This is a genomic window from Staphylococcus sp. AtDRG32, assembly GCF_004365845.1.
Classification (GTDB): domain Bacteria; phylum Bacillota; class Bacilli; order Staphylococcales; family Staphylococcaceae; genus Staphylococcus; species Staphylococcus hominis.
The window spans coordinates 66,011-87,906 of record NZ_SODE01000003.1 but is presented as its reverse complement, the minus strand read 5'-3'; the positions used below and the strand labels follow the sequence as shown (position 1 = coordinate 87,906).

Genomic DNA, 21,896 nt, shown 5'->3' with positions numbered 1-21,896 from the left:
TTGATTAATTAAATTTGGAGGCATTATACTCATGTTAGATTCAATTATGGAATTTATAAAAACATTTGTGATGTTGTTTTTTGAACTATTCATACTATTTATCATCGTGAGCTTTATCGTAAGTATCATCCAGCAGATAGTTTCAGAAGAAAAAATAAAATACTTTTTAAGTAAACCTAATCAAGCTATTAATTATATTTTGGGAATGGCTTTTGGTGCGATGACACCATTTTGTTCTTGTTCAACTATTCCAATACTTGCAGGTCTATTAAATTCTAAAGTACCTTTTGGTCCAGCAATGAGTTTTTTAATTGCGTCACCTTTAATGAATCCATTAATGATATTTATGTTATGGGCCTTATTAGGTTGGAAAGTTGCTGTTGTTTATTTTATTGTACTAGCAATCTTTAGTGTCTTAACGGGTCTAGTATTTTCAAAAATGAATTTATCTAAAAGTTATAAAGGTGTAAATGTTAAAGGCGATGGGTTTTTCGCTAATAAAAATGGATCTCGTTTTAAACAAGCATTAAATGATGCTTGGGCATTCTTATATCCAATGATTCCTTACTTATTTATCGGTGTATTTATTGGTGCTTTTATATATGGCTTTGTACCCGAAACATTTATTACTAAATATGCGAGTGGAGGTGGCATTATATCCGTATTTATTGCTTCTATTATAGGTATTCCTATGTATATTAGACCTGAAACAATGTTACCTATAGCTGAAGCATTAGCTTCAAAAGGAATGTCGCTTGGGACAGTTGTTGCTTTGATCATTGGTGGTGCTGGTGCAAGTATTCCAGAAGTTGTATTATTATCGAAACTATTCAAGAAAAAATTTGTAATCTCATTCGTTATCGCCATTTTAGTTGTAGCTATTTCTACAGGTTTGATGGTGAACATCGTTATTTAAAGGAGGTGAGATAATGGGAGTCAAAGACGTATTAAAAAAATTAAAACCTCAGAATCAATCATGTTGTTCTGTAGAAATTGAAGAAAAAACAGAGAAGAATGAAAAAGAACAGCAGGATAATAATAATTGTTGTAACAATTAATTTAGAAGTCTGTAAAATATATGCTTCTAATAAATGAACGACAAATTCCAATGTAATAGTATGGAATTTGTCGTTCTTTCGTTTCAGTTAAGGAAAATGTTGTTGTTTATTTAATATTCTTTAAGACTTATAACAAAAAGACGTTAATTAAAAACCGCATCATTAACCGATACGCAGAATCATATTATAAATAAAACTAAAAATGAGGTTGTATATAACTCACTCTGAAATTGTTTGAATATATAGTATCTTTAGTAAAATGCAGCTATTGTGGCGTAAAATTTGAGAATCAAAAAATGATTAATATAGTTTGAAAAGACTGAATATAAATACTAGAAAAATAGCCAGTAAATGAGTTTATTATGAATTCATTTACTGGCTTCTTTAAATAATGATCTAGACAATTTGCTTTTCTAGACCTACTTTGAAATGCGTTATTTTCTTTAAGAATAGTAATATATGATTTGTGTTGATAATGCTAACCTTGGTCAGAGTGTATTGTCATGCGATAGTTCAGATGAGATTTTTTAATTAAAACCTTGTTTTACACATCGATGACAAGGTCTAATGTAGGACGTGTAGACATCATTTTCAGAATGATATAAATAAATCCATAAATGGAGATAAATCGAAACTATTTATACCCTATGGGGGTATATGTTATAGTATAAGTAGCTTTACTATAACATTTTCATTGGGAGGGGTTAATTTGAAGAATAATGGTGAAGAGCATAATCATCAAAATCACATGAATCATTCCAATCAAATGCATCATGATAACCATGCCTCACATCATCATCATAGTGGCCATGCACATCATCATGGAAATTTTAAAGTTAAGTTTTTTGTTTCATTAATTTTTGCAATACCTATCATTCTTTTATCGCCAATGATGGGCGTTAACTTACCTTTTCAATTCACATTTCCAGGTTCTGAATGGGTAGTGTTAATATTAAGTACAATTTTATTCTTTTATGGTGGTAAACCGTTCTTGTCTGGTGGTAAAGATGAAATTGCTACAAAAAAACCAGGCATGATGACCTTAGTTGCTCTAGGTATTTCAGTAGCTTATATTTATAGCTTGTATGCTTTTTATATGAATAACTTTAGTAGTGCAACTGGTCATACAATGGACTTTTTTTGGGAATTAGCAACCTTAATTTTAATTATGCTATTAGGACATTGGATAGAAATGAATGCTGTCGGAAATGCTGGAGATGCTTTAAAGAAAATGGCAGAACTGTTACCTAATAGTGCTATTAAAGTTATGGATAATGGCCAACGCGAAGAAGTTAAAATATCAGACATCATGACTGATGATATCGTCGAAGTAAAAGCCGGAGAAAGCATTCCAACAGATGGTATTATCGTTCAAGGACAAACATCTATAGATGAATCCCTAGTCACTGGAGAATCTAAAAAAGTACAAAAAAATCAAAATGACAACGTCATCGGGGGTTCTATTAATGGGTCTGGAACAATACAAGTCAAGGTTACAGCTGTGGGAGAAGATGGATATCTTTCTCAAGTTATGGGACTTGTTAATCAAGCACAAAATGATAAATCTAGTGCTGAATTGTTATCTGATAAAGTAGCGGGTTATTTATTCTACTTTGCTGTAAGTGTTGGCGTGATTTCTTTTATTGTCTGGATGCTCATTCAAAATGATGTTGATTTTGCATTAGAACGTCTTGTAACTGTGTTAGTCATTGCTTGTCCACATGCTTTAGGCTTGGCAATACCTTTAGTCACTGCACGTTCTACTTCAATTGGTGCACATAATGGTTTAATTATTAAAAATAGAGAATCTGTAGAAATAGCTCAACATATCGATTATGTAATGATGGATAAAACTGGTACTTTAACTGAGGGTAACTTTTCTGTGAATCATTATGAGAGCTTTAAAAATGATTTGAGTAATGATACAATATTAAGCCTTTTCGCCTCATTAGAAAGTCAATCTAATCACCCATTAGCTATAAGTATTGTTGATTTTGCGAAAAGTAAAAATGTTTCATTTACTAATCCACAAGACGTTAATAATATTCCAGGTGTCGGATTAGAAGGTCTAATTGATAATAAAACATATAAAATAACAAATGTCTCTTATCTTGATAAACATAAACTTAATTATGACGATGACTTGTTTACTAAATTAGCTCAACAAGGTAATTCAATCAGCTATTTAATTGAGGATCAACAAGTCATTGGCATGATTGCTCAAGGAGATCAAATTAAAGAAAGCTCAAAACAAATGGTAGCTGATTTACTATCAAGACATATTACACCAGTCATGCTTACAGGTGACAATAATGAAGTGGCACACGCTGTCGCAAAAGAATTAGGTATTAGTGATGTCCACGCACAACTCATGCCAGAAGATAAGGAAAGCATTATAAAAGATTATCAAAGTGACGGTAATAAAGTCATGATGGTCGGAGACGGTATCAATGATGCGCCGAGTCTTATAAGAGCCGATATTGGTATAGCAATTGGTGCAGGCACAGATGTTGCAGTGGATTCAGGTGATATCATACTTGTTAAAAGTAATCCATCAGATATTATTCATTTCTTGACCCTTTCAAATAATACTATGAGAAAAATGGTGCAAAACTTATGGTGGGGTGCAGGTTATAATATTGTTGCTGTACCTTTAGCAGCTGGCGCATTAGCTTTTATCGGGTTAATATTATCACCAGCTGTAGGAGCAATATTAATGTCTTTAAGTACAGTTATAGTAGCGATTAATGCCTTTACATTAAAATTAAAATAAAAGATAGGAGTTTTATTATGGTTAAAAAATTATTTTTTATGATATTAGGATCATTACTAATATTATCAGCTTGCTCCAATAATGATGAAAAAGATAAAGACACTAATGACCAAAAAAGTGAGAGCCATATGAAGCATAATGATGAAAGTAAAGTTCCAGAAGATATGACATCGACTAATGAGGGTGAATTTAAAGTGGGAGATAAAGTAACGATTACAGCAGGGCATATGCCAGGGATGAAAGGCGCAGAAGCTACTGTAAAAGGTGCGTATAAAACATATGCCTATGTTGTAAGTTATAAACCCACAAATGGAAATGAAAAAGTAAACAATCATAAATGGGTCGTAAACGAAGAGATTAAAGATGCACCTAAAGATGGATTTAGTAAGGGCGATACTGTTAAATTAGAAGCAAATCATATGTCTGGCATGAAAGGTGCTACAGCCAATATAGATAACGTGAAAAAGACTACTGTTTACGTGGTTGATTACAAATCCAAAGATAATGGTAAAATCATTAAAAATCATAAATGGATGACAGGAAATGAACTGAAAGCACGCTAAAAATCTAGTTCTAAATTGAGAAATAAATAGATATAAAAATTAAAAAGAAGTCTTAGAAGAATAACATTTATCAAAAAACGCTTAATAGACGTGAAGAATATCGTCTATTAAGCGTTTTATATTAATATTTTATCAGTACATTGCATTTTTCTACGCCAAACAAGGTAGTTAAATGATACTAGTCTTAATTTTTCACAACATACTATTCGCAATAATAATATTCAAACATCTTCTCAGAAACTATAAATGATGACCCTTAAACTATTCGTCGTGTTTAAGCACGCGAGTCATTTCTTCAATCTTGCCGGCATGTAATGGAACATGGAAGGCATTTAGTACTAATAATTCATTGAGTGTTTGACAACCAGCAACGGGTTCGTTAAGTTCTTGTGATAATTGTTCATCCGTTAGTTTGCGCGCACGTTCAGGAAGTGTTTTTAAATTTTCTTTAATCGTTTCGATTGCTGGAACATCTTGTCCTTCCCAGTTAGCAGGGCTAGATCCATAACCAAATAGTTTAGTATATTTAGCGACGTCTACGGCATTTTGACCACCTATTGATAAAGCAGAATCGAAAATCGTTAAAACATGTCCGAATTGCCAATGTAACGTATTTGGAAAAACATCATTTTCTTTATCTAATACGTGTTCAACGTTCCAATTATCATAAATAGATAGTAAATGATTTACACCTATATCAATTACATCGTAAACTGTTTTATCATTCATTTACGTTTCCTCCTATATTTAAAAAGTGTAGCACTAAAAATCTACCCGTTAAAAATTACTCACAAACACTATGATTAGAAGTACCCGTTTTATTTACTGTATAGAATGAATGGATGTAAAGAAGATGAAGACTAGACAAGTATCGAAGCTATATTACTGAAAAAATGTTATTAAAACTACAATAATAAATATTTATAACAGAGAGACTGACAAAATTATCTATTCAATTTCTTAGAAGATAACTTAAGCTAGTCATCCTTAGCTTGTTTTGTTTTTTCGAATTCTATTCTTACAATGAAGAAATTTCTTAATCATAGCATCAAAATAATGGAAAAAAAGAGTGGGACAGAATGTATTTTGAAATCATCGTCTCATTTCACCAAGTTTATCAAGAAGAATTAGGATTGAAAAAAGCTTAGCATAAGTGCATTTTCAACTCAGTCATCGACTGTTAACATATTAAAAAAGCCCAAGACACTTAATGATGTCTCAGGCTTTTTTATCTATTTGTTCAAGAAGTTACGTATATACTTTTTTATTTATATAGTCATTATTGTGGTTTTAAAATGACTTTAATATTGTTATCTTTTTTCTGATCGAAAATATCGTAAGCTTGTTTTGCTTCTTCTAAAGGCATGGTATGCGTTATAATTTCTGTTGGATCAAACACTTCATTTTTAATCATTTCATATAATTTTGGCATTTGATGAATCACTGGCGCTTGACCACTTTTTACTTGAACATCTCTATTAAAAATTAAATCTATTGGAAAATTATCTGCAGGTGTAGCATAAATACCAGTTAATTGAATGGTACCAAATTTTCTTACTGATTCTGCTGCTGTAATAATTGGACTAATATTACCGCGTTGTGCTGAGTTTGAACTAATCTCTAAATCATCTTGAGCGACTTGTCCATCCATTCCCACACAATCTATCACAACATCTGCACCGCCACGTGTATTTTCACGAAGTAATTTTCCAATATTATCTTCTTTAGAAAAATTATACACTTCAGCATCATTGAATTTTTTCGCATGGTTTAATCTATGTTCCACATTATCAATGGCAATCACACGTTCAGCACCTTTTAATTTAGCAAATTTTTGTGCCATTAAACCGATTGGACCACAACCTAGAACAATAACAGTATCACCAGATTTTACGCCCGCATGTTCTACACTCCAATAAGCTGTTGGGACAACATCAGATAAAAATAATACTTGTTCGTCTTTCAAATCACTATCTGGAACTTTGAAAGAAGAGAAGTCAGCAAATGGAACTCTTAAATACTCTGCTTGTCCTCCCCAATGGTTCCCGTGCATGGCACCAAAACCGAAAAGTCCACCATTGTCCATTTTCCAATTTGCAGGGGATGGATTAGAGTTGTCGCATTGAGATTCCATATGGTTATTACAATAGAAGCAGTCACCACAACCGATGTTAAAAGGTATAACCACTCTATCACCTTTTTTTAAAGTCTTAACGTCTTTTCCTACTTCTTCTACAATTCCCATTGGCTCATGTCCAATAACAAAACCAGGATCCATAAATAAATCGCCTTGATGATAAAGATGTAAATCAGAACCACATATACCTGAAGCTGTTATTTTAATAATTGCATCTGTGGATTCTTCTATCGTTGGATCGTTCACTTCACGAACTTCCATATTTTTATGACCTTGATAAGTAACTGCTTTCATTAATATCGCCCTCCTCCTGTCAATCTACCCCTTGTAACACATTATAAACTCTGAAGAGTCATATATTATTTTTAGATGATGTAGATATGTTCGAATTAGAGGCTACTTTAGTAGAAAGGATATAGACGCATCGATGCTACATTCATTTATGGAAATGAAGAAAAAGTAGAGGAAGGTCTTGTAACAACAAGACTTAAACGTGAAGACGTATTTATCACAACTAGACGATGTTAGACGAGACAATGTGGAAAAAATATTATTAAACATTAGACAATCTTGATTTAGATTATTTGGATTTATATTGAGTACACCAACCAAGTACAAATGAGGTGGTAATGATTGATACATGAAAAGGGAGGAAAGATTGATATCAATCAGACAAAGTTAAAGTATCGGAGTAAGTCACTTTAATAGAGAGGTTTTGCTTTAGAAATTTACATGATGATGAGCAATACTATTGAAGAAGATAAAAAAAGAGATTATACCATCCGTATAATCCCCGTAGATACATAATATATAATTGAACTCCCAACTCATACATAGTCTTTCCCCTAAGGCCATTATGCGACTATGCCTTGTATTTGTCTATGTTCAAATATGTTAATAATAAAAAAATGAGTATAACGTTTATATAAACGTGTACATGGTTTTTACACGATCTGCCTAGTTAGGTCATAAGAAATGAACTATCTATTCAAGGCCATACGCAAATTTGATTTTATATAGTTCATGGTCACTTAAATGAAATTCATTAGTATGGAATACATATTTACCAAATATATTTTTAGCTTCTTTAGGTGAGATAATATATTCATTTTTTAATTTTTCTAACTCTTGAGCTACACTTGTTGCAAAATTATATTGATCATCACGTGTGTGATAATCATTAAAACCATTTTCTGATTGTTTTATTAAGTTTTCTATTTGAGTTGAATCCTTATTATTTCTTGATAATCTAGATTTTCTAAGTCTTTCTAACGTTTTCATCGCTTTAGCGTATTTATCTTCGATTGCTTTTACTCTATTTAATGTTTTTAATGAGGCTCTATTTGGTATAACGTGACGTGATGAATCATAAGCATATTTATCTTCAATTGCTTTTAAAGTGTCATTAAATTTATCTGTAGCTTGATTTTCATTGTTTTGACTTGCTCTATTTAATTCACTATATGCATTTTGTATCTCTAATTGCTTGGCGACTTCTTTTAAATATTGTGTTAATTCATTCATCTAGACAAACTCCTTTATTTATTTAATTTTCTTTATTGAACATTTTCTTCATTTGTATATATATATCACTTAATACATATAATAAAACATTATGATTTAATTATAAATTATTTAACAAGATATAATTATTTAGTATTAAGACTATTATATATATTAAATGTAAAAAAACGATAACAATCAATATTAAATATTGTAAAAAGTATAGTTGGAATCTATAACTGATGAACTGTTTATCTTAAATAGTGAGAGAAAGACTAACAGAAACTTAATATAATAGTTAAGTAATAAAAAATGCCCACATCTCATGGGCATTTTTATGATTACATTGTACTGATATCAATAACAAAACGATATTTAACTTTAGATGCCAACACTCTTTCGTAAGCATCATCAATATCATCTGCTGTAATTAATTCAATTTGTGGGGCGATATGATGTTCAGAACAGAAATCTAACATGTCTTGAGTTTCTTTAATACCACCGATAGCAGATCCAGCAAATGAACGACGATGACCAATTAAATTAAATACTTGTAAGGATACAGGCTCAGCTGGGGCACCAACATTAACGAGTGTACCATCTAAGGCTAATAATTTAAGATAGTCATCTATGTCTAATTTTGCACTTACAGTATTAATAATTAAGTCAAATGAACCAGCAAGTTCTTTAAATGTTGATTCGTCACTAGTTGCATAATAAGCTGAAGCACCAAATTTTAAACCATCTTCTTTTTTATTTAACGTACGTGATAATACATTCACGTTAGCGCCCATTGCATGTGCAATTTGAACTGCCATATGTCCAAGGCCGCCCATACCAATGATTGCTACATTCTTTTTACCTTCATAGGCTTTCCAATGATTTAAAGGTGAGTAAGTTGTAATGCCCGCACATAGTAAAGGAGCAGCAACCTCTAAACTGATATTGTCAGGAATACGTAATACGAAATCTTCTTGTACAACAATATGTGTTGAGTAACCGCCTTGTGTTTTCTCACCATATTTGTCAGTACTTGCATAAGTACCTACATTTCCATTTAAACAGTATTGTTCTTCGTCATTTTTACAGTTTTCACATTCACCACAAGAATCTACCATACATCCAACGCCTACACGGTCGCCAACTTTATATTTAGTGACGTCAGGACCGACCTCTTTAACAATACCTGCAATTTCATGACCTGGTACGAGTGGATAATCGACAGGGCCCCATTCTTCTCGAGCAGTATGGATATCAGAGTGACAGATACCTGCATATTTAATCTCTATTAATACATCATGTTTATCTAAATCACGACGTTTAATTTCAGTAGCGAAAAATTCAGAATCTGGGCCATTTACAGCTCTTGCTTTTACATTCATCATAGTCATTTCCCCTTATACATATAAGATAGAATATACGCGTTTGTATGATTCTTCATATTGACAATAGAGACTTAGATTAATTAAGTCAACACATTGAACTCAATATGTATAGTACAAGGTGATTTTAAACTAATCGTTGTGAGGCATGTTTCAATGACTTCATATTAGAAAGGAAAATAAAAACAGATAAATAGACTTTTAATAAAAATGTAATTATATTGATAACATGTTGAGGGACATCCAAGAGACATCTCTGACAAATATAGAAGTGGAGGAACAAACGATGAACATTGGTATTATTGGAGCAACAGGTAAATTAGGAACCAAAGTATTAGATGAAGCACAACAACGTGGACATGAAGTAACTGCGATTGTAAGAAATGCTGCTAAATTAGATGATGATAAAGATGTTAAAGTGATTGAAAAAGACGTGTTTGATTTAACTTCAGATGATATTAAAGATTTAGACGTGGTAGTCAATGCATTTGGCGCGCCATTGGGTGAAGAAGAAGTGCACGTTGAAGTGGGACGCGTATTGATTAACATATTAAAAGATGTAGATACAAGAGCCATTATTGTAGGGGGTGCTGGTAGTCTATTCGCAGATGATGCGCATACTATACGTGTTATGGATACACCAGATTTCCCAGAAATAGTGAAACCAACAGCTAAAGGATCAAGTCGTAATTTACAAGACTTACAACATGCTGAAGGAATTACTTGGACCTTTATTAGTCCATCAGCGGAATTTGACTTTGAAGGTAAACGTACAGGCACCTATACGTTAGGAAAAGATCAATTATTATTTAATAGTAAAGGTAATAGTTATATCAGTTATGCAGATTTTGCTATTGCTATAGTAGATGAAGCTGAAAATAAAGCGCATATTAATGAACGTTTCACAGTTGTTGGTGAAGAAGAATAATAGTGACTCTAGATGCCCTTTAGGAGAAATAATTAAAAAGGCCAATCTAAATTAAAAGTAATTAGCTAAAATGCAATGGCAGTCATAAAGATAGTAAAAGAACAATTTAAAGAATGTCCTACTATGTATCAGTATGATGATAGTATTTGGGAGGATATTTTAGTGTGTGACTCTATTATTTTGTTTTTTAATAATAGAGTCATAACTAGTTAATTATAGAAAAAAAGTAGGGTATTAAATATAGGAAGACTTTAAAGGAGAGAATTATGATTAATATTAAAAAAGTTACAAGAATTGTGTTACCTTTAGCAGGTGGAATGGTTATTGGGAGATTAACAGCTAAAGCTCAAAATGATTATAAACATTATGAAAAACCACCTTTTTCACCTCCAGCTAAAGTATTTCCAATTGTATGGCCACTACTTTATACCTCAATGGGAGTAGCTTATCAATTATCATATGCGCATGCAGCTCATAAAAGAGAGAAACAGTCTATAACACGTGCTCATTATGCACAATTAGGATTGAATTATGCGTGGACGATACTTTATTTCAATTTAAAACTGAGAAAGACATCTTTAATTGAAAGTTATGTATTACTTGCAGCTGGAAATATTACTGCACATCGTTTTTATGCATCTAATAAGTATGCTGGTTTATTAATGTTGCCTTATGTCATTTGGTTAAGTTACGCAAGTTATTTAAACGGAGGTAATGTAATCTTAAATGAAGATAAACCAGGTTATACTAGAGATTAAAACTGAATGATATGCACAACACTAGACTCTATAGTAGGGATATATTAAGTGACGGTATTAAATGAACTTATGTATTATTCTTTTATAAATTATGTAAAAAAAGCACAAGCATGTATACATACATGCTTGTGCTAAAATTTATGTTTAAACAGGGACAACATTTGTTGCTTGTTCGCCACGTTGACCTTCAGTGATGTCAAACTCTACTTTTTGACCTTCTTCTAAAGTTTTATATCCATCAGTAGCGATACCTGAAAAGTGAACAAACACATCGTCACCGTCTTCTCTTTCGATAAATCCAAAACCTTTTTCTGCGTTAAACCATTTAACTGTACCGTTATTCATATAGAATACCTCCAAGTGCTTTTGCACATCATATTTGTAACAAATTCATAAATTAAAAGAGAATATTCTATAAAAATATACTACAATCCAAAATACGAGCTTTTATTACGTGAAACCAACTATACACCTTTTGAATGAATAAGTACAGCATTATTTTGAAATTTAGCATAATTTCTTTTGGAATTATAAAAATACATAGATAACAAGACTAAGATTTATAATTTATTAAGATCGTTATTTTACATATATCGAAATAAATATATGTAAAATGAATGCTACGGTGGCGAAACATCTAAGATTTTAATTACTTTTTAATATATCCTAAATTGCCACCAACAGTTTCATAAAAATCAAAACGCATGCCTGATTTGATAACTGAGCCATTTAAATCTTTATCTAAAACTGTAAGAGCTAATTTTCCATCAGGTAAATTCTTTGTTGTAAATTGAACAGTATATTCTCCAGATTTAAAACGATGTTTCTTAATATCTAATACGATGAATTGAGTTGGATCTTTTCGATGTTTTACTTCTAGATACTTTAACTCAGAGTTTTTAGAAAGTATTTTTAAGAACACCTTATCATTCTCTTGAGAGATGTTTAGTAATGTAGGATGCATTCTTTTTTTGTAATGTGTTCCTTTAAACGAATAGTAATATATATCGTTTTTCTCATGAAGCGGCTTATCATCTTTTTTAAGATAGAATTTAACAAAACTGATAATGTCTTCTTTATTCCCCTCACGTATTAGTTTGATGGCTTGTCGGTTTAAATCATCATCTGCATAGTCTAAAGCATCGAAATGTTCATCTACCATATGAATGATATTTTGAAAAATAGGAAGTAACTCATTTATGTTTTTAATAAAGCCTTTTTTATAGAATTTAGCTTCTAAAACATCTTTATTAATAATACGATATAGTAAATTAGGCATTAATTTATTATTTTTATGCTTACTCATTAAGTGACGATAGGCTTCACCTTGCCATTTCATACGATTAATATGTGTTGATTTTTCTGATTTTACTAAAGAAATATTATCGTCGTAACGGTTAGCACAATAAACCACATCTTGTGTTGTACTAATACGTTTAGTATTGAAAAAGACTTCTGCGAAAAATTGTAAATCTTCTCCAAAAATCATTTCTGGAAATTGAATATGATTCTTTTTAATGACGCTAGCTTTAATCATACGACCAGCAGGTGCTAAATGATAAAATGATTTTCTAAAGTGTTTTAAATCTACTTTATTATATGCAATTTTAGATAGAGCAACGCCACTTCTAGCTATGCGATCACTATGCACATATTTTGTTAAGCCTGTAGCATAGTCTGTCTTGTTTGTTTTTAAAAGTGTATATAACTTTTCTAGAGCATCTTCAGGTAACCAATCATCACCGTCTATAAACATGATGTACTTTCCCTTACTTAAATCAATAGATAAATTTCGTGGTTTCGCAGGTGTACCCGAATTTTGATCTAATTGAATAAATTTGTAATTAGAAAAACTGTCTATTTTTTTAGAAACAATATCAACGGTTTGGTCAGTAGAACAGTCATCCACCACGATTAATTCAAAATCTCTCATATCCATCGATTGTTTTAAGACACTATCTAATGTTTTATTAATAAATTTTTCTTTGTTATACGTACTAATTAATACACTTACTTTAGGCCTATGATTGATTTCTTTACTCTTTATAACCTTCATTTTTATACTCCTTTAATTAGTAATCTTTTTGATAATCTAATGTATTTTAAAAAGTAGTTAAAATACAAATAATAATCTAATTATATTTAATATAATCAATTTTTTCTATCGTTATTTATTGTAATAATCTAATTATAGATTATGTTATATATTTTGTTTTTAAGTATTAATATATCTATTATCATCACAATAATCTTTAATTATCTATAAAAATACCTAAATTAGGTAATTATGATATATATGAGATTGGAAAATAAAATGAACTCTGATTTATTTATAGGGGATGCGAGCGTTTCCAAAGAAACTCAAAAATGTTATAATTACAGTTGAAAACGATTCCAATGAATTGTTATTTGATATAGCTATTTAATTATTGAATTAAATGACTATATCAAGTAATAAATAGGAGAGATAGAAATGAAAGATACAGATCAAATACATACTAAAAATACTGAAGAACAAGGTATCACACTACCCTATTTAAAAAAAGCAGTTATTTTTTCTATTACATTTGGTTTCTTCGGAGTAAACATGGCATTTGCACTTCAATCAGCAATGATGGGAAGAATATTTCAAACGCTAGGCGCCGACCCTAATAATTTAGGTTGGTTTTTTATTTTGCCGCCATTAGCAGGAATGATTGTACAACCACTTATTGGATACTATTCTGATAGAACTTGGACTAGATTTGGGCGTCGGATGCCATATCTTTTAATTGCTGGTCCAATCGGAGCGATTGTATTAGTCCTATTACCTAATGCAGGTTCGTTTGGATTTGGATATGCATCACTTATGGCTTTGTCATTTGGTGCAATTATGACGTTACTTATGGATTTAACTTCAAATGCGTGTATGCAGCCCTATAAAATGATTATTGGAGATATGGTAAACGAAAAACAAAGAGATATGGCCTGGTCATGGCAACAAATCTTCTCAAATTTAGGTGGTATTATTGCTACACTATTACCATTTTTACTAACAATGATGGGAATGAGTAATGTAGCGCCTAAAGGGGAAGTACCGATGACAGTAAAAATAGCTTATTATATTGCAGCAGCGGTATTACTCATTGCTTCTATTTGGACGGTTCTTTCCGTTAAAGAATATGAACCTAAAACATATAACTATTATCACGGCATCTCAGATGACAATAGGAATGAGAAATTAAATTTATGGCAACTGTTAAAAACGGCGCCTAAACAATTTTGGCAAATTAGTGTAGTTCAATTTTTTAACTGGTTTGCATTAATGTATCTCTGGACGTATTCAACAGGTGCAATAGCAAAAAATGTATGGAATGCGACAGACCCTTCTTCAGCAGGATATCAAGCAGCAGGAAACTGGTATGGTGTGTTATACTGTATACAATTTTTAAGTTCAGTTATTTTTGGTTTTGTCATTGCAAAATCTAAACCTTCTCAAAGAAAATTCTGGTATAGTTTTGGATTAATTTTTGGTGGATTAGGTCTTATTTCAATGTTCTTTATTCATAACCAATGGTTACTCATTATTTCATTTATATTCATTGGTATTAATAACTTAACGATGAATACTCAACCATTCACACTATTAACCGAAGCAATTGATGGAGAAAATTCAGGTGCTTATCTAGGGTTATTTAATACAAGTATTTGTCTACCACAAATTGTCGCTTCTGTAGTAAGTTTTGCACTTTTCCCATTATTAGGAAGTTCAATGCCTGCCATGTTATTATTTGCAGGAATCATGATGCTTCTGGGTGCAATCTCAGTTAAATTTATTAACGCAAAATTTGAATGAAATATTAAAAAATAAAAAAATTTATTTATAATTTGTAAGAGCGAAAAATAATTTTTCGCTCTTTTTTTATAAAAACTATCAGCAATGTTTCATAAACAATATCATGATGTCATTAAAAATTTAATACATTTAAGGAATATCAAACCTTGAAGTATAAGTGAAGACATACTAATGATTACGCGGTAAATCACTCGCTATAGAACATCATTCATTTAATTAATATTGACATTATTAAAAATCTCTGTACAATTTAAATCGTAATAATTACGATTTAAAAGGAGAGAATATAAATGAGTAAGATACCTGTAACTGTATTAAGTGGTTATTTAGGTTCAGGGAAGACAACGTTACTAAATCATATTTTAAATCATCGAGAAGGCCGTCGTATTGCAGTTATTGTGAATGATATGAGTGAGGTTAATATTGATAAAGATTTAGTTGCTGATGGTGGTGGACTGTCTAGAACAGATGAAAAATTAGTTGAACTATCTAATGGATGTATTTGTTGCACGTTACGGGACGATTTATTAAAAGAAGTTGAACGACTTGTACATAAAGGCAATATTGATTATATCGTTATTGAATCTACAGGCATTTCTGAACCAGTACCTGTAGCGCAAACATTCTCGTATATCGATGAAGCGATGGGAATAGATCTCACTTCGATTTGTCGTTTAGATACGATGGTTACGGTCGTTGATGCGAATCGATTTGTTAATGATATTCATTCAGAAGATTTACTTGTGGATCGTAATCAAGGTGCGGATGTGACAGATGAACGTTCGATTGCGGATTTATTAATAGACCAAGTTGAATTCTGTGATGTACTTGTATTGAATAAAACAGATTTAGTTACAAATGAAGCGCTAGATAAGTTAGAACATATACTTAGAACATTACAACCAGATGCAAAAATAATTAAAACAACGCAGTCTCAAGTAGATATTAATGATGTCTTAGATACAGGACGATTTGATTTTGAAAAAGCTAGCAATTCTGCAGGATGGATTAAGGAACTAACAGAAGGCGGCCATGAGACGCATACACCAGAAACTGAAGAATATGGTATGAATTCGTTTGTCTATTCAAGACGATTACCGTTTCACGCGAAACGTTTCAATGATTGGTTAGAACAAATGCCTCAAAACATTGTTCGTTCAAAAGGGATTGTATGGCTTGCGCAATATAACGAGGTTGCGTGTTTACTGTCACAAGCAGGATCGTCATGTAATATCAGCCCAGTTACATATTGGGTTGCATCAATGTCTAAAGAAAAACGGGAAGAGATACTTGCTCAACGTCGTGACGTAGCGGAAAGTTGGGATATTGAATATGGGGATAGAAATACACAATTTGTCATTATTGGTACCGACTTAGATCAAGAAAAAATAGAAAAAGAACTCGATGAATGCCTGGTGAATAGTAGCGAAATGAATTCTGATTGGCATCAACTTGAAGATCCTTATCGTTGGAAAATAAGAAAACCTTAAGAAATAATGGATATTAAACAAGTTATGATGATAAAAATATTGATTACAATTTTCATATAAACATCATACTACTTTTCGTAATATAGTATTGCAAGCGCAATCTAATACTAAAACGACCAAACCTTATTATAATTACAGTAGGTAATCATAATGGAATAAAAGTATATATATAATTCTCACAAACAACATTATAGTATTGCCTTTTATACTGAAAACGATAAAATTTAAAATATTTGATTGGTCATTTTTTAGTTTTATACAACAAGAGATTAATAAAATTAAAGAGGAAACGACGAAATTATCGTCACTTCCTCTTTTTTTTATGGCATCATTAATTGAATACCTCTAATGATATTTTTTAAAAATAGCACAAGTGCCCATATAAAGAAAATAACTGCGATGAGGATTGCAATAATCCAGCCGATACCGTGTTCACTATTTACAAAAGCTGGGGAAATAGATAGGGTTACTAATCCTAATACCACCATAACCCAACTCATGATGTGATTGAATAACGCATTTCTAGCATGGGTCGAAGCTGGTGGTTGTGCGACGATCCATACAATAAGTGGAAATAATACTGGTGCAAAGAAGACACTTAAATAGCTAATGCCTCCTAAAATATCACTTTCTCTATAATTTTCATTTGGCATATCATGATCACCTCAATTCTATAAAAACATATAATAAAATAAATAGTAAGTAAGACATTCTAAAATTACAACACTGTAAGTTAGTATAAGATTGATGTTGAAAATAGTTAATTAAATATTTTGATGAATATAGCATATAAATGTATTAAATTGTACAATATTAATATATTAACTTTTAAAAGGTGGATATGATGCGGGATTTTTTAAAACTGTTAGGGGCATTACTAACAGTGATCATTACATTTAGCATTTCAATTTTATTTAGTTTCTTAATACCTCTAATGGTAGAAGGAAATATTTTAAACATGGGGAAATTAAATCAGCCGACATTTATTATGTTGTGGATTATTTTTAGTGTTATATTCAATATTATTATTCTTATTTTAGCTTTTTCATTGATTCAGTTTAGTAGTGACTTTGTAAATAAAATGAAATTAATAGCGACGCTAACCTTTTTTGTAATTATTAGTTATACATGCTTTAGTCATATAGATATGCAAGGTTTAACTGATCATTTAACATTAACGAGTTCTAAACATGCCCGAGAAGTATCAATCAAACTATTACCATTTATTTTAACGATATCATTAGGGTGTTATAGCGCTATTTTATCCTACTTACAACATCAAATTGATAAAGAAGAACGTAATATATAGTTTTTGAAAGCGTTTTACATATTAATACTCATTTTTTTGAAACAGTGCTAAAATAAAGGTGAGAACAGATAAAGGGGGAGATTAAAATGTTAGCATACAAAAACATTTTAATTGCAGTTGATGGATCAGATGAAGCAGAATGGGCCTTTAATAAAGCCGTTGATGTAGCAAAACGTAATGATGCAAAGCTCACAATTGTGCATGTGATTGATACGAGAACATATACTGCGTATGAAGTGTACGCATCTCAATTTGACCCGTCTAAAGAGTATTCTGAGAAGTTACTTGAAGGCTATAAAGAACTTGCCGTTAAAGAAGGCGTGACAAATGTAGAAACACGACTTGAATTTGGCCCACCGAAATTACTCATTCCTAAAAATTTAGCAAATGAATTAGATGTTGATTTAATTATGTGTGGTGCTTCAGGATTAAATGCAGTCGAACGTTTTATGATTGGCTCAGTATCAGAAGCGATTGTACGTCATGCCCCATGTGATGTATTAGTTGTACGTACTGAAGAAATTCCAGAAGACTTTGAATCAAAAGTAGCAACTCCAGCATTTAGAAGACGATATTTTGAAAGTTCAGAACATAAGTAATGATGACTTAATATATGACTTCATTCTCACGAAGCAGTGAGAATGAAGTTTTTTATTCTGGAATAAAGCAAATGATTATTTCAGATAATATATAAAATATGGTATCATTTTTATTTAAGTGTCGTGTTCTAAATAATAGCGCACAATCATTTAAAAATCTAAGTATAAAAGGAGTATTATATCAACATGAGTCAAATGAAACAACTGTTTATTAAATTTATTGAACCATTGACGAAGATAGAATTTTATCAAAATTTACTAGCCAATATTTTAATTATTGTTGCTTATATCTTATTAGGTATGATTGTTATTGCAATTTCTAGAAAAGTAGTAACGAAATTTTTTAAAGTCAATGAGAAGAAGAAGACACGCTATAAAATTAAAAGAAGTGAGACACTTTCAACACTTGTTCAAAACTTAATTAGTTATGTTGTTTGGTTTATTGTTCTTACATCGATTCTCTCTCGTTTTGGAATTAGCGTCTCAGCTATTTTAGCTGGGGCTGGTGTTGTTGGTTTAGCAGTTGGTTTTGGTGCCCAGACTGTTGTAAAAGATATCATTACCGGCTTTTTCGTTATTTTTGAAGGACAATTTGACGTCAGCGATTATGTTCAAATTAATTCGTCAGGTGTAACGATTGCAGAAGGGACAGTACAAACAATAGGTTTACGATCTACACGTATTCAATCTGATACTGGAGAAGTGTATACCTTACCTAATGGGACAATTAGTGAAATTGTAAATTATTCTAAGACAGATGTATCGCCTCTTATTGCAATTCCGATTTCTCCAAATGAAGATTATGACGTTATTGAAAAAGAATTAAAAGCATTCTTACCAACATTAAAAGATAAATATGATATGTTCGTTGCTGCACCTGATTTACTCGGTTTAGATAGTATTGATGGTAATGAAATGGTAATTAAATTATTAGCTCATGTTAAACCAGGCATGCATTTTCCAGGCCAACGTTTATTAAGAAAAGAAATCATAAGTTACTTTAACGATGTAGGCATTCATACGCCTAAACCAACACTTGTGAAATTAGAAGATGAAGAAAAATAAACAAATGTTTATAATAATAGGCTTTTAAATTTTTTTCATAAGTTTTTTATAATAACTTTTTATGACTAAAAATTTATTTAATTATCATCATATAAACTGATAAATAATTAATGATTTCTAATTATTTAAGGTTTGCCTATATTACACTTTAGGTGTAATATCAAACTGTAATAAATAGAAAGGGATGATAAGTAATGTGGGTGAAAGACTTTTATTATGATGGTAATGCGTACATCAATAAAAATGTATGGGAGTACATGTGTAAAGATAATGTGACGTTTGATAAAGCCATTGAGGCACTTAATTTAAATTATAAAGATGCGGTTGCGAATGAGAGGGACATTCCAAATTTAGACATTGAGAGAAAAAATATTGTAACAAGTGACTTTTGGTAAGCATGGCTATATCAATAAACAGCAGTTACTACGTCAAATACGTAGTAACTGCTGTTTTATTATGTTCTATACTTAAATTGTTCAATAGCATTTTTAATGTCATCTCGAACACGTTGGAATTCTGACCCATCTTTTCCGGCTGGGATCATCGAAGCCCCAATGTTCTTTTTTAACACCTGATGGCATAGTAGGACAATGCGCATCAGCATGACTGCATAATATGTTACTATTAAGTTTGATTGTTTTAAAATAGTATCATTAATTAAATCCGAGGTATGATTTGAAATGTCGATACCACTTCTTTCATTGCTTTAATGTCTTTAGGATTAACATCATGTGTTTCAAGGCCTCCGGAATATACATTCCATTCATCACCTAAAATTGCTTTTCCAAAACCCTCAACCATTTGGCTACGACAAGAATTCCCTGTACAAATAAATGGTTTTTTTGGTCATGATAAACCTCTCTATCTATAAAATGAATCTGACTCATTTTACACTAAACCTAACCATTTCCAATACGTTAAGCTAAATAAAATCACAAGAATATAACCTATAATAGTGAGAGGAATACCTGATTTTAAGAAATCTTTAACCGTAAATGTATCTGTACCGTAGGCTAACATATTTTGTGGTGCACTCACTGGTAATAAGAATCCAAAGCTAATCACAAATTGTTGTATTAAAACAAAGCCGATAGAATGCTCGCCTAACCCTAATGTTGATGTTAATGAAATAAATACGGGTATCAGTGCAGACGATAAGCTTGTTGCACTCGCAAAACCTAAATGAATTAAAATATTGAATAATGTAATGAGTGCAATCGTTGCGATAATTGGTAACTCTTTTAGTCCCATTAACCCAAATGTTTTATCACTGAGCCATTGGGCAGCGCCTGTTTTAAGTAAGACGTTACCAAGTGAGATGCCTACACCAAAGACGATAATTGTCCCCCATGGAATTTTCTTTTCAACGCCTTTCCAAGTAATCACACCGATTTTAGGCATGAGCATCATACCTAATGCAATTAAAGTAACACTTGCTGAATCGATAGGGTGAAGTACTTTTTCAGTAGACCAAAAGATCAGTAATAAGATAGAAATGACAATGAGTCGCCATTCTCTAGCACTAATTGGACCTAGTTCGTTTAAGTCATGTTTAATCAATTCTTTACCACCTTCAATGGCATCTCGTTCAGGTGGTATCACTTTCATCATAATGAAATATAAGGCAATAGACATCAGTATAGACCACGGTGCAGCGTATAAAAACCATTCACCCCAAGACACGTTATAGCCTAAGTTTTGATTAATGAAATTGATAGCGACGATATTTTGCGCAGCGGCAGTTTTAATACCGATATTCCAAATCGATACAGCTTGTACGGATGTAATAATTAAGAGTGATGCTAGTTTACTATCTTTACTCACTTTAAAGGCTGCAATCATCCCGAGTAAAATGGGTACAACAGCACCAGCACGAGCCGTAGCAGAAGGTACAAAAAAGGCTAATACAATTGATACTAAAATTGCACCGATAACAATATGTTTTGTTTTATTTCCTACAATAGAAAGGACATAAAGTGCTAGCCGTTTATGAAGATTGGTTTCTTGCATGGCAGCTGCTAAGAATAAAGCGGCGGTCACAAGTGCTACTGCAGAAGTAGAAAAACCACTAAATGCGAGACTCAGAGCATTGTTTGTGCCTAATAATTCGCTTCCCTTCAGAATGGCGTTTCCACTTTTAGGATGACCAAGTTGTTCTGAGAGATGTTGAACAGGACTAAAGCCAAGTAATAATATAATAAGTCCTAAAATTAAAGTAGCTGAAACTGGATAAGATACTGCTTCAGTAACCCACATGATTACAGCAAAAGCAAGAATGGCAAGTGCTGCTTTAGCCATGACCGGTAAGCTACTTGAAGTAGGTAATAATAAAATCATTACTAATACGATAAAACTAATCACAATCCATAATGGTTTATATCCTTTATTAGATGTTTCTTTTTTAGATTGATTAGTGATTTGATTCCCCTTTGTCATTATCATCGTCCCCCTTAAAATAGTTACACTATTATTTTAACAAGAAAGCGCTTTATTTTA

General features: G+C 31.6%; 20 protein-coding genes and 1 pseudogene. 12 read left to right on the top strand and 9 right to left on the bottom strand.

Annotation, left to right across the window (positions count from 1 at the left end):
- The first annotated feature begins 31 nt into the window (after positions 1–31).
- From BDW25_RS06170 to BDW25_RS06155, 4 genes are all read left to right on the top strand, one after another.
- Positions 32–916, top strand: a complete 885-nt coding sequence (locus BDW25_RS06170) for a permease (RefSeq protein WP_002454595.1) — start codon at positions 32–34, stop codon at positions 914–916.
- 13 nt (positions 917–929) lie between these two features.
- Entirely contained in the window at positions 930–1,058 is a 129-nt protein-coding gene (locus BDW25_RS11125) for a hypothetical protein (protein WP_133945160.1), read from the top strand.
- Between the two features lie 709 nt (positions 1,059–1,767).
- The gene (locus BDW25_RS06160; protein ID WP_037554224.1) at positions 1,768–3,831 is read left to right on the top strand and encodes a heavy metal translocating P-type ATPase; all 2,064 of its coding nucleotides are present in this window, start codon (positions 1,768–1,770) and stop codon (positions 3,829–3,831) included.
- A gap of 17 nt (positions 3,832–3,848) precedes the next feature.
- Positions 3,849–4,394 carry a YdhK family protein gene (locus BDW25_RS06155; RefSeq protein WP_002454597.1) on the top strand — a complete coding sequence of 182 codons (546 nt, stop codon included), beginning with the start codon at positions 3,849–3,851 and terminating at the stop codon, positions 4,392–4,394.
- A 261-nt stretch (positions 4,395–4,655) separates the two neighbouring features.
- On the opposite strand, the gene BDW25_RS06150 is transcribed toward BDW25_RS06155, so the two are convergent.
- The 4 genes from BDW25_RS06150 to BDW25_RS06135 form a co-directional block, all read right to left on the bottom strand.
- Positions 4,656–5,123: a bacillithiol transferase BstA gene (locus BDW25_RS06150; protein WP_133945158.1), complete on the bottom strand. Its 468-nt coding sequence runs from the start codon at positions 5,121–5,123 to the stop codon at positions 4,656–4,658.
- 550 nt (positions 5,124–5,673) lie between these two features.
- The gene (locus tag BDW25_RS06145) at positions 5,674–6,825 is read right to left on the bottom strand and encodes a zinc-dependent alcohol dehydrogenase (RefSeq protein WP_133945156.1); all 1,152 of its coding nucleotides are present in this window, start codon (positions 6,823–6,825) and stop codon (positions 5,674–5,676) included.
- Between the two features lie 690 nt (positions 6,826–7,515).
- Positions 7,516–8,055, bottom strand: a complete 540-nt coding sequence (locus tag BDW25_RS06140; RefSeq protein WP_133945154.1) for a hypothetical protein — start codon at positions 8,053–8,055, stop codon at positions 7,516–7,518.
- A 320-nt stretch (positions 8,056–8,375) separates the two neighbouring features.
- Positions 8,376–9,419 carry an NAD(P)-dependent alcohol dehydrogenase gene (locus BDW25_RS06135; RefSeq protein ID WP_133945152.1) on the bottom strand — a complete coding sequence of 348 codons (1,044 nt, stop codon included), beginning with the start codon at positions 9,417–9,419 and terminating at the stop codon, positions 8,376–8,378.
- Between the two features lie 283 nt (positions 9,420–9,702).
- Between BDW25_RS06135 and BDW25_RS06130 the strand changes: the two genes are divergently transcribed.
- On the top strand, positions 9,703–10,344 hold the full coding sequence (locus BDW25_RS06130) for an NAD(P)-dependent oxidoreductase (RefSeq protein WP_002488455.1): 642 nt from the start codon (positions 9,703–9,705) through the stop codon (positions 10,342–10,344).
- Between the two features lie 266 nt (positions 10,345–10,610).
- Complete coding sequence (locus tag BDW25_RS06125; protein WP_002449492.1) at positions 10,611–11,102, top strand: TspO/MBR family protein; 492 nt, start codon at positions 10,611–10,613, stop codon at positions 11,100–11,102.
- Positions 11,103–11,246: 144 nt separating this feature from the next.
- Here BDW25_RS06125 and BDW25_RS06120 read toward each other — a convergent pair whose 3' ends face one another.
- Both BDW25_RS06120 and BDW25_RS06115 read right to left on the bottom strand, forming a co-directional pair.
- Positions 11,247–11,447, bottom strand: coding sequence for a cold-shock protein (locus BDW25_RS06120; protein WP_017174716.1), 201 nt, complete (start codon positions 11,445–11,447; stop codon positions 11,247–11,249).
- A gap of 304 nt (positions 11,448–11,751) precedes the next feature.
- Positions 11,752–13,158, bottom strand: a complete 1,407-nt coding sequence (locus tag BDW25_RS06115) for a glycosyltransferase family 2 protein (protein ID WP_133945150.1) — start codon at positions 13,156–13,158, stop codon at positions 11,752–11,754.
- Between the two features lie 417 nt (positions 13,159–13,575).
- Here BDW25_RS06115 and BDW25_RS06110 point away from each other — a divergent pair, with 417 nt between their 5' ends.
- Both BDW25_RS06110 and BDW25_RS06105 read left to right on the top strand, forming a co-directional pair.
- Entirely contained in the window at positions 13,576–14,937 is a 1,362-nt protein-coding gene (locus BDW25_RS06110) for an SLC45 family MFS transporter (protein ID WP_002454604.1), read from the top strand.
- Between the two features lie 290 nt (positions 14,938–15,227).
- The gene (locus BDW25_RS06105) at positions 15,228–16,427 is read left to right on the top strand and encodes a GTP-binding protein (RefSeq protein WP_002449372.1); all 1,200 of its coding nucleotides are present in this window, start codon (positions 15,228–15,230) and stop codon (positions 16,425–16,427) included.
- 320 nt (positions 16,428–16,747) lie between these two features.
- Here BDW25_RS06105 and BDW25_RS06100 read toward each other — a convergent pair whose 3' ends face one another.
- Positions 16,748–17,080 (bottom strand): hypothetical protein, encoded by a 333-nt coding sequence (locus BDW25_RS06100; RefSeq protein WP_049431596.1) that lies wholly within the window; start codon positions 17,078–17,080, stop codon positions 16,748–16,750.
- A 191-nt stretch (positions 17,081–17,271) separates the two neighbouring features.
- Between BDW25_RS06100 and BDW25_RS06095 the strand changes: the two genes are divergently transcribed.
- The 4 genes from BDW25_RS06095 to BDW25_RS06080 all read left to right on the top strand — a co-directional run bounded on the left by BDW25_RS06095 (position 17,272) and on the right by BDW25_RS06080 (position 19,795).
- Positions 17,272–17,736, top strand: a complete 465-nt coding sequence (locus BDW25_RS06095) for a hypothetical protein (protein ID WP_133945148.1) — start codon at positions 17,272–17,274, stop codon at positions 17,734–17,736.
- A gap of 86 nt (positions 17,737–17,822) precedes the next feature.
- On the top strand, positions 17,823–18,335 hold the full coding sequence (locus BDW25_RS06090) for a universal stress protein (protein ID WP_002449321.1): 513 nt from the start codon (positions 17,823–17,825) through the stop codon (positions 18,333–18,335).
- A gap of 186 nt (positions 18,336–18,521) precedes the next feature.
- On the top strand, positions 18,522–19,400 hold the full coding sequence (locus tag BDW25_RS06085; RefSeq protein WP_002449266.1) for a mechanosensitive ion channel family protein: 879 nt from the start codon (positions 18,522–18,524) through the stop codon (positions 19,398–19,400).
- 194 nt (positions 19,401–19,594) lie between these two features.
- The gene (locus BDW25_RS06080) at positions 19,595–19,795 is read left to right on the top strand and encodes a hypothetical protein (protein ID WP_002449526.1); all 201 of its coding nucleotides are present in this window, start codon (positions 19,595–19,597) and stop codon (positions 19,793–19,795) included.
- 59 nt (positions 19,796–19,854) lie between these two features.
- Here BDW25_RS06080 and BDW25_RS06075 read toward each other — a convergent pair.
- Together BDW25_RS06075 and BDW25_RS06070 are read right to left on the bottom strand one after the other, a co-directional pair.
- Positions 19,855–20,201, bottom strand: a pseudogene (locus BDW25_RS06075) (arsenate reductase/protein-tyrosine-phosphatase family protein).
- A gap of 87 nt (positions 20,202–20,288) precedes the next feature.
- Complete coding sequence (locus BDW25_RS06070; protein WP_049417525.1) at positions 20,289–21,836, bottom strand: SLC13 family permease; 1,548 nt, start codon at positions 21,834–21,836, stop codon at positions 20,289–20,291.
- Positions 21,837–21,896: the final 60 nt, after the last annotated feature.

What these genes read in the sequence shown, in the direction of transcription:
- BDW25_RS06170 (WP_002454595.1), top strand. Translation starts at nt 32, where the DNA reads ATGTTAGATTCAATTATGGAATTTATAAAAACATTTGTGATGTTGTTT.
- BDW25_RS11125 (WP_133945160.1), top strand. Translation starts at nt 930, where the DNA reads ATGGGAGTCAAAGACGTATTAAAAAAATTAAAACCTCAGAATCAATCA.
- BDW25_RS06155 (WP_002454597.1), top strand. Translation starts at nt 3,849, where the DNA reads ATGGTTAAAAAATTATTTTTTATGATATTAGGATCATTACTAATATTA.
- BDW25_RS06150 (WP_133945158.1), bottom strand. Translation starts at nt 5,123, where the DNA reads ATGAATGATAAAACAGTTTACGATGTAATTGATATAGGTGTAAATCAT.
- BDW25_RS06145 (WP_133945156.1), bottom strand. Translation starts at nt 6,825, where the DNA reads ATGAAAGCAGTTACTTATCAAGGTCATAAAAATATGGAAGTTCGTGAA.
- BDW25_RS06140 (WP_133945154.1), bottom strand. Translation starts at nt 8,055, where the DNA reads ATGAATGAATTAACACAATATTTAAAAGAAGTCGCCAAGCAATTAGAG.
- BDW25_RS06135 (WP_133945152.1), bottom strand. Translation starts at nt 9,419, where the DNA reads ATGATGAATGTAAAAGCAAGAGCTGTAAATGGCCCAGATTCTGAATTT.
- BDW25_RS06130 (WP_002488455.1), top strand. Translation starts at nt 9,703, where the DNA reads ATGAACATTGGTATTATTGGAGCAACAGGTAAATTAGGAACCAAAGTA.
- BDW25_RS06125 (WP_002449492.1), top strand. Translation starts at nt 10,611, where the DNA reads ATGATTAATATTAAAAAAGTTACAAGAATTGTGTTACCTTTAGCAGGT.
- BDW25_RS06120 (WP_017174716.1), bottom strand. Translation starts at nt 11,447, where the DNA reads ATGAATAACGGTACAGTTAAATGGTTTAACGCAGAAAAAGGTTTTGGA.
- BDW25_RS06115 (WP_133945150.1), bottom strand. Translation starts at nt 13,158, where the DNA reads ATGAAGGTTATAAAGAGTAAAGAAATCAATCATAGGCCTAAAGTAAGT.
- BDW25_RS06110 (WP_002454604.1), top strand. Translation starts at nt 13,576, where the DNA reads ATGAAAGATACAGATCAAATACATACTAAAAATACTGAAGAACAAGGT.
- BDW25_RS06105 (WP_002449372.1), top strand. Translation starts at nt 15,228, where the DNA reads ATGAGTAAGATACCTGTAACTGTATTAAGTGGTTATTTAGGTTCAGGG.
- BDW25_RS06100 (WP_049431596.1), bottom strand. Translation starts at nt 17,080, where the DNA reads ATGCCAAATGAAAATTATAGAGAAAGTGATATTTTAGGAGGCATTAGC.
- BDW25_RS06095 (WP_133945148.1), top strand. Translation starts at nt 17,272, where the DNA reads ATGCGGGATTTTTTAAAACTGTTAGGGGCATTACTAACAGTGATCATT.
- BDW25_RS06090 (WP_002449321.1), top strand. Translation starts at nt 17,823, where the DNA reads ATGTTAGCATACAAAAACATTTTAATTGCAGTTGATGGATCAGATGAA.
- BDW25_RS06085 (WP_002449266.1), top strand. Translation starts at nt 18,522, where the DNA reads ATGAGTCAAATGAAACAACTGTTTATTAAATTTATTGAACCATTGACG.
- BDW25_RS06080 (WP_002449526.1), top strand. Translation starts at nt 19,595, where the DNA reads ATGTGGGTGAAAGACTTTTATTATGATGGTAATGCGTACATCAATAAA.
- BDW25_RS06070 (WP_049417525.1), bottom strand. Translation starts at nt 21,836, where the DNA reads ATGACAAAGGGGAATCAAATCACTAATCAATCTAAAAAAGAAACATCT.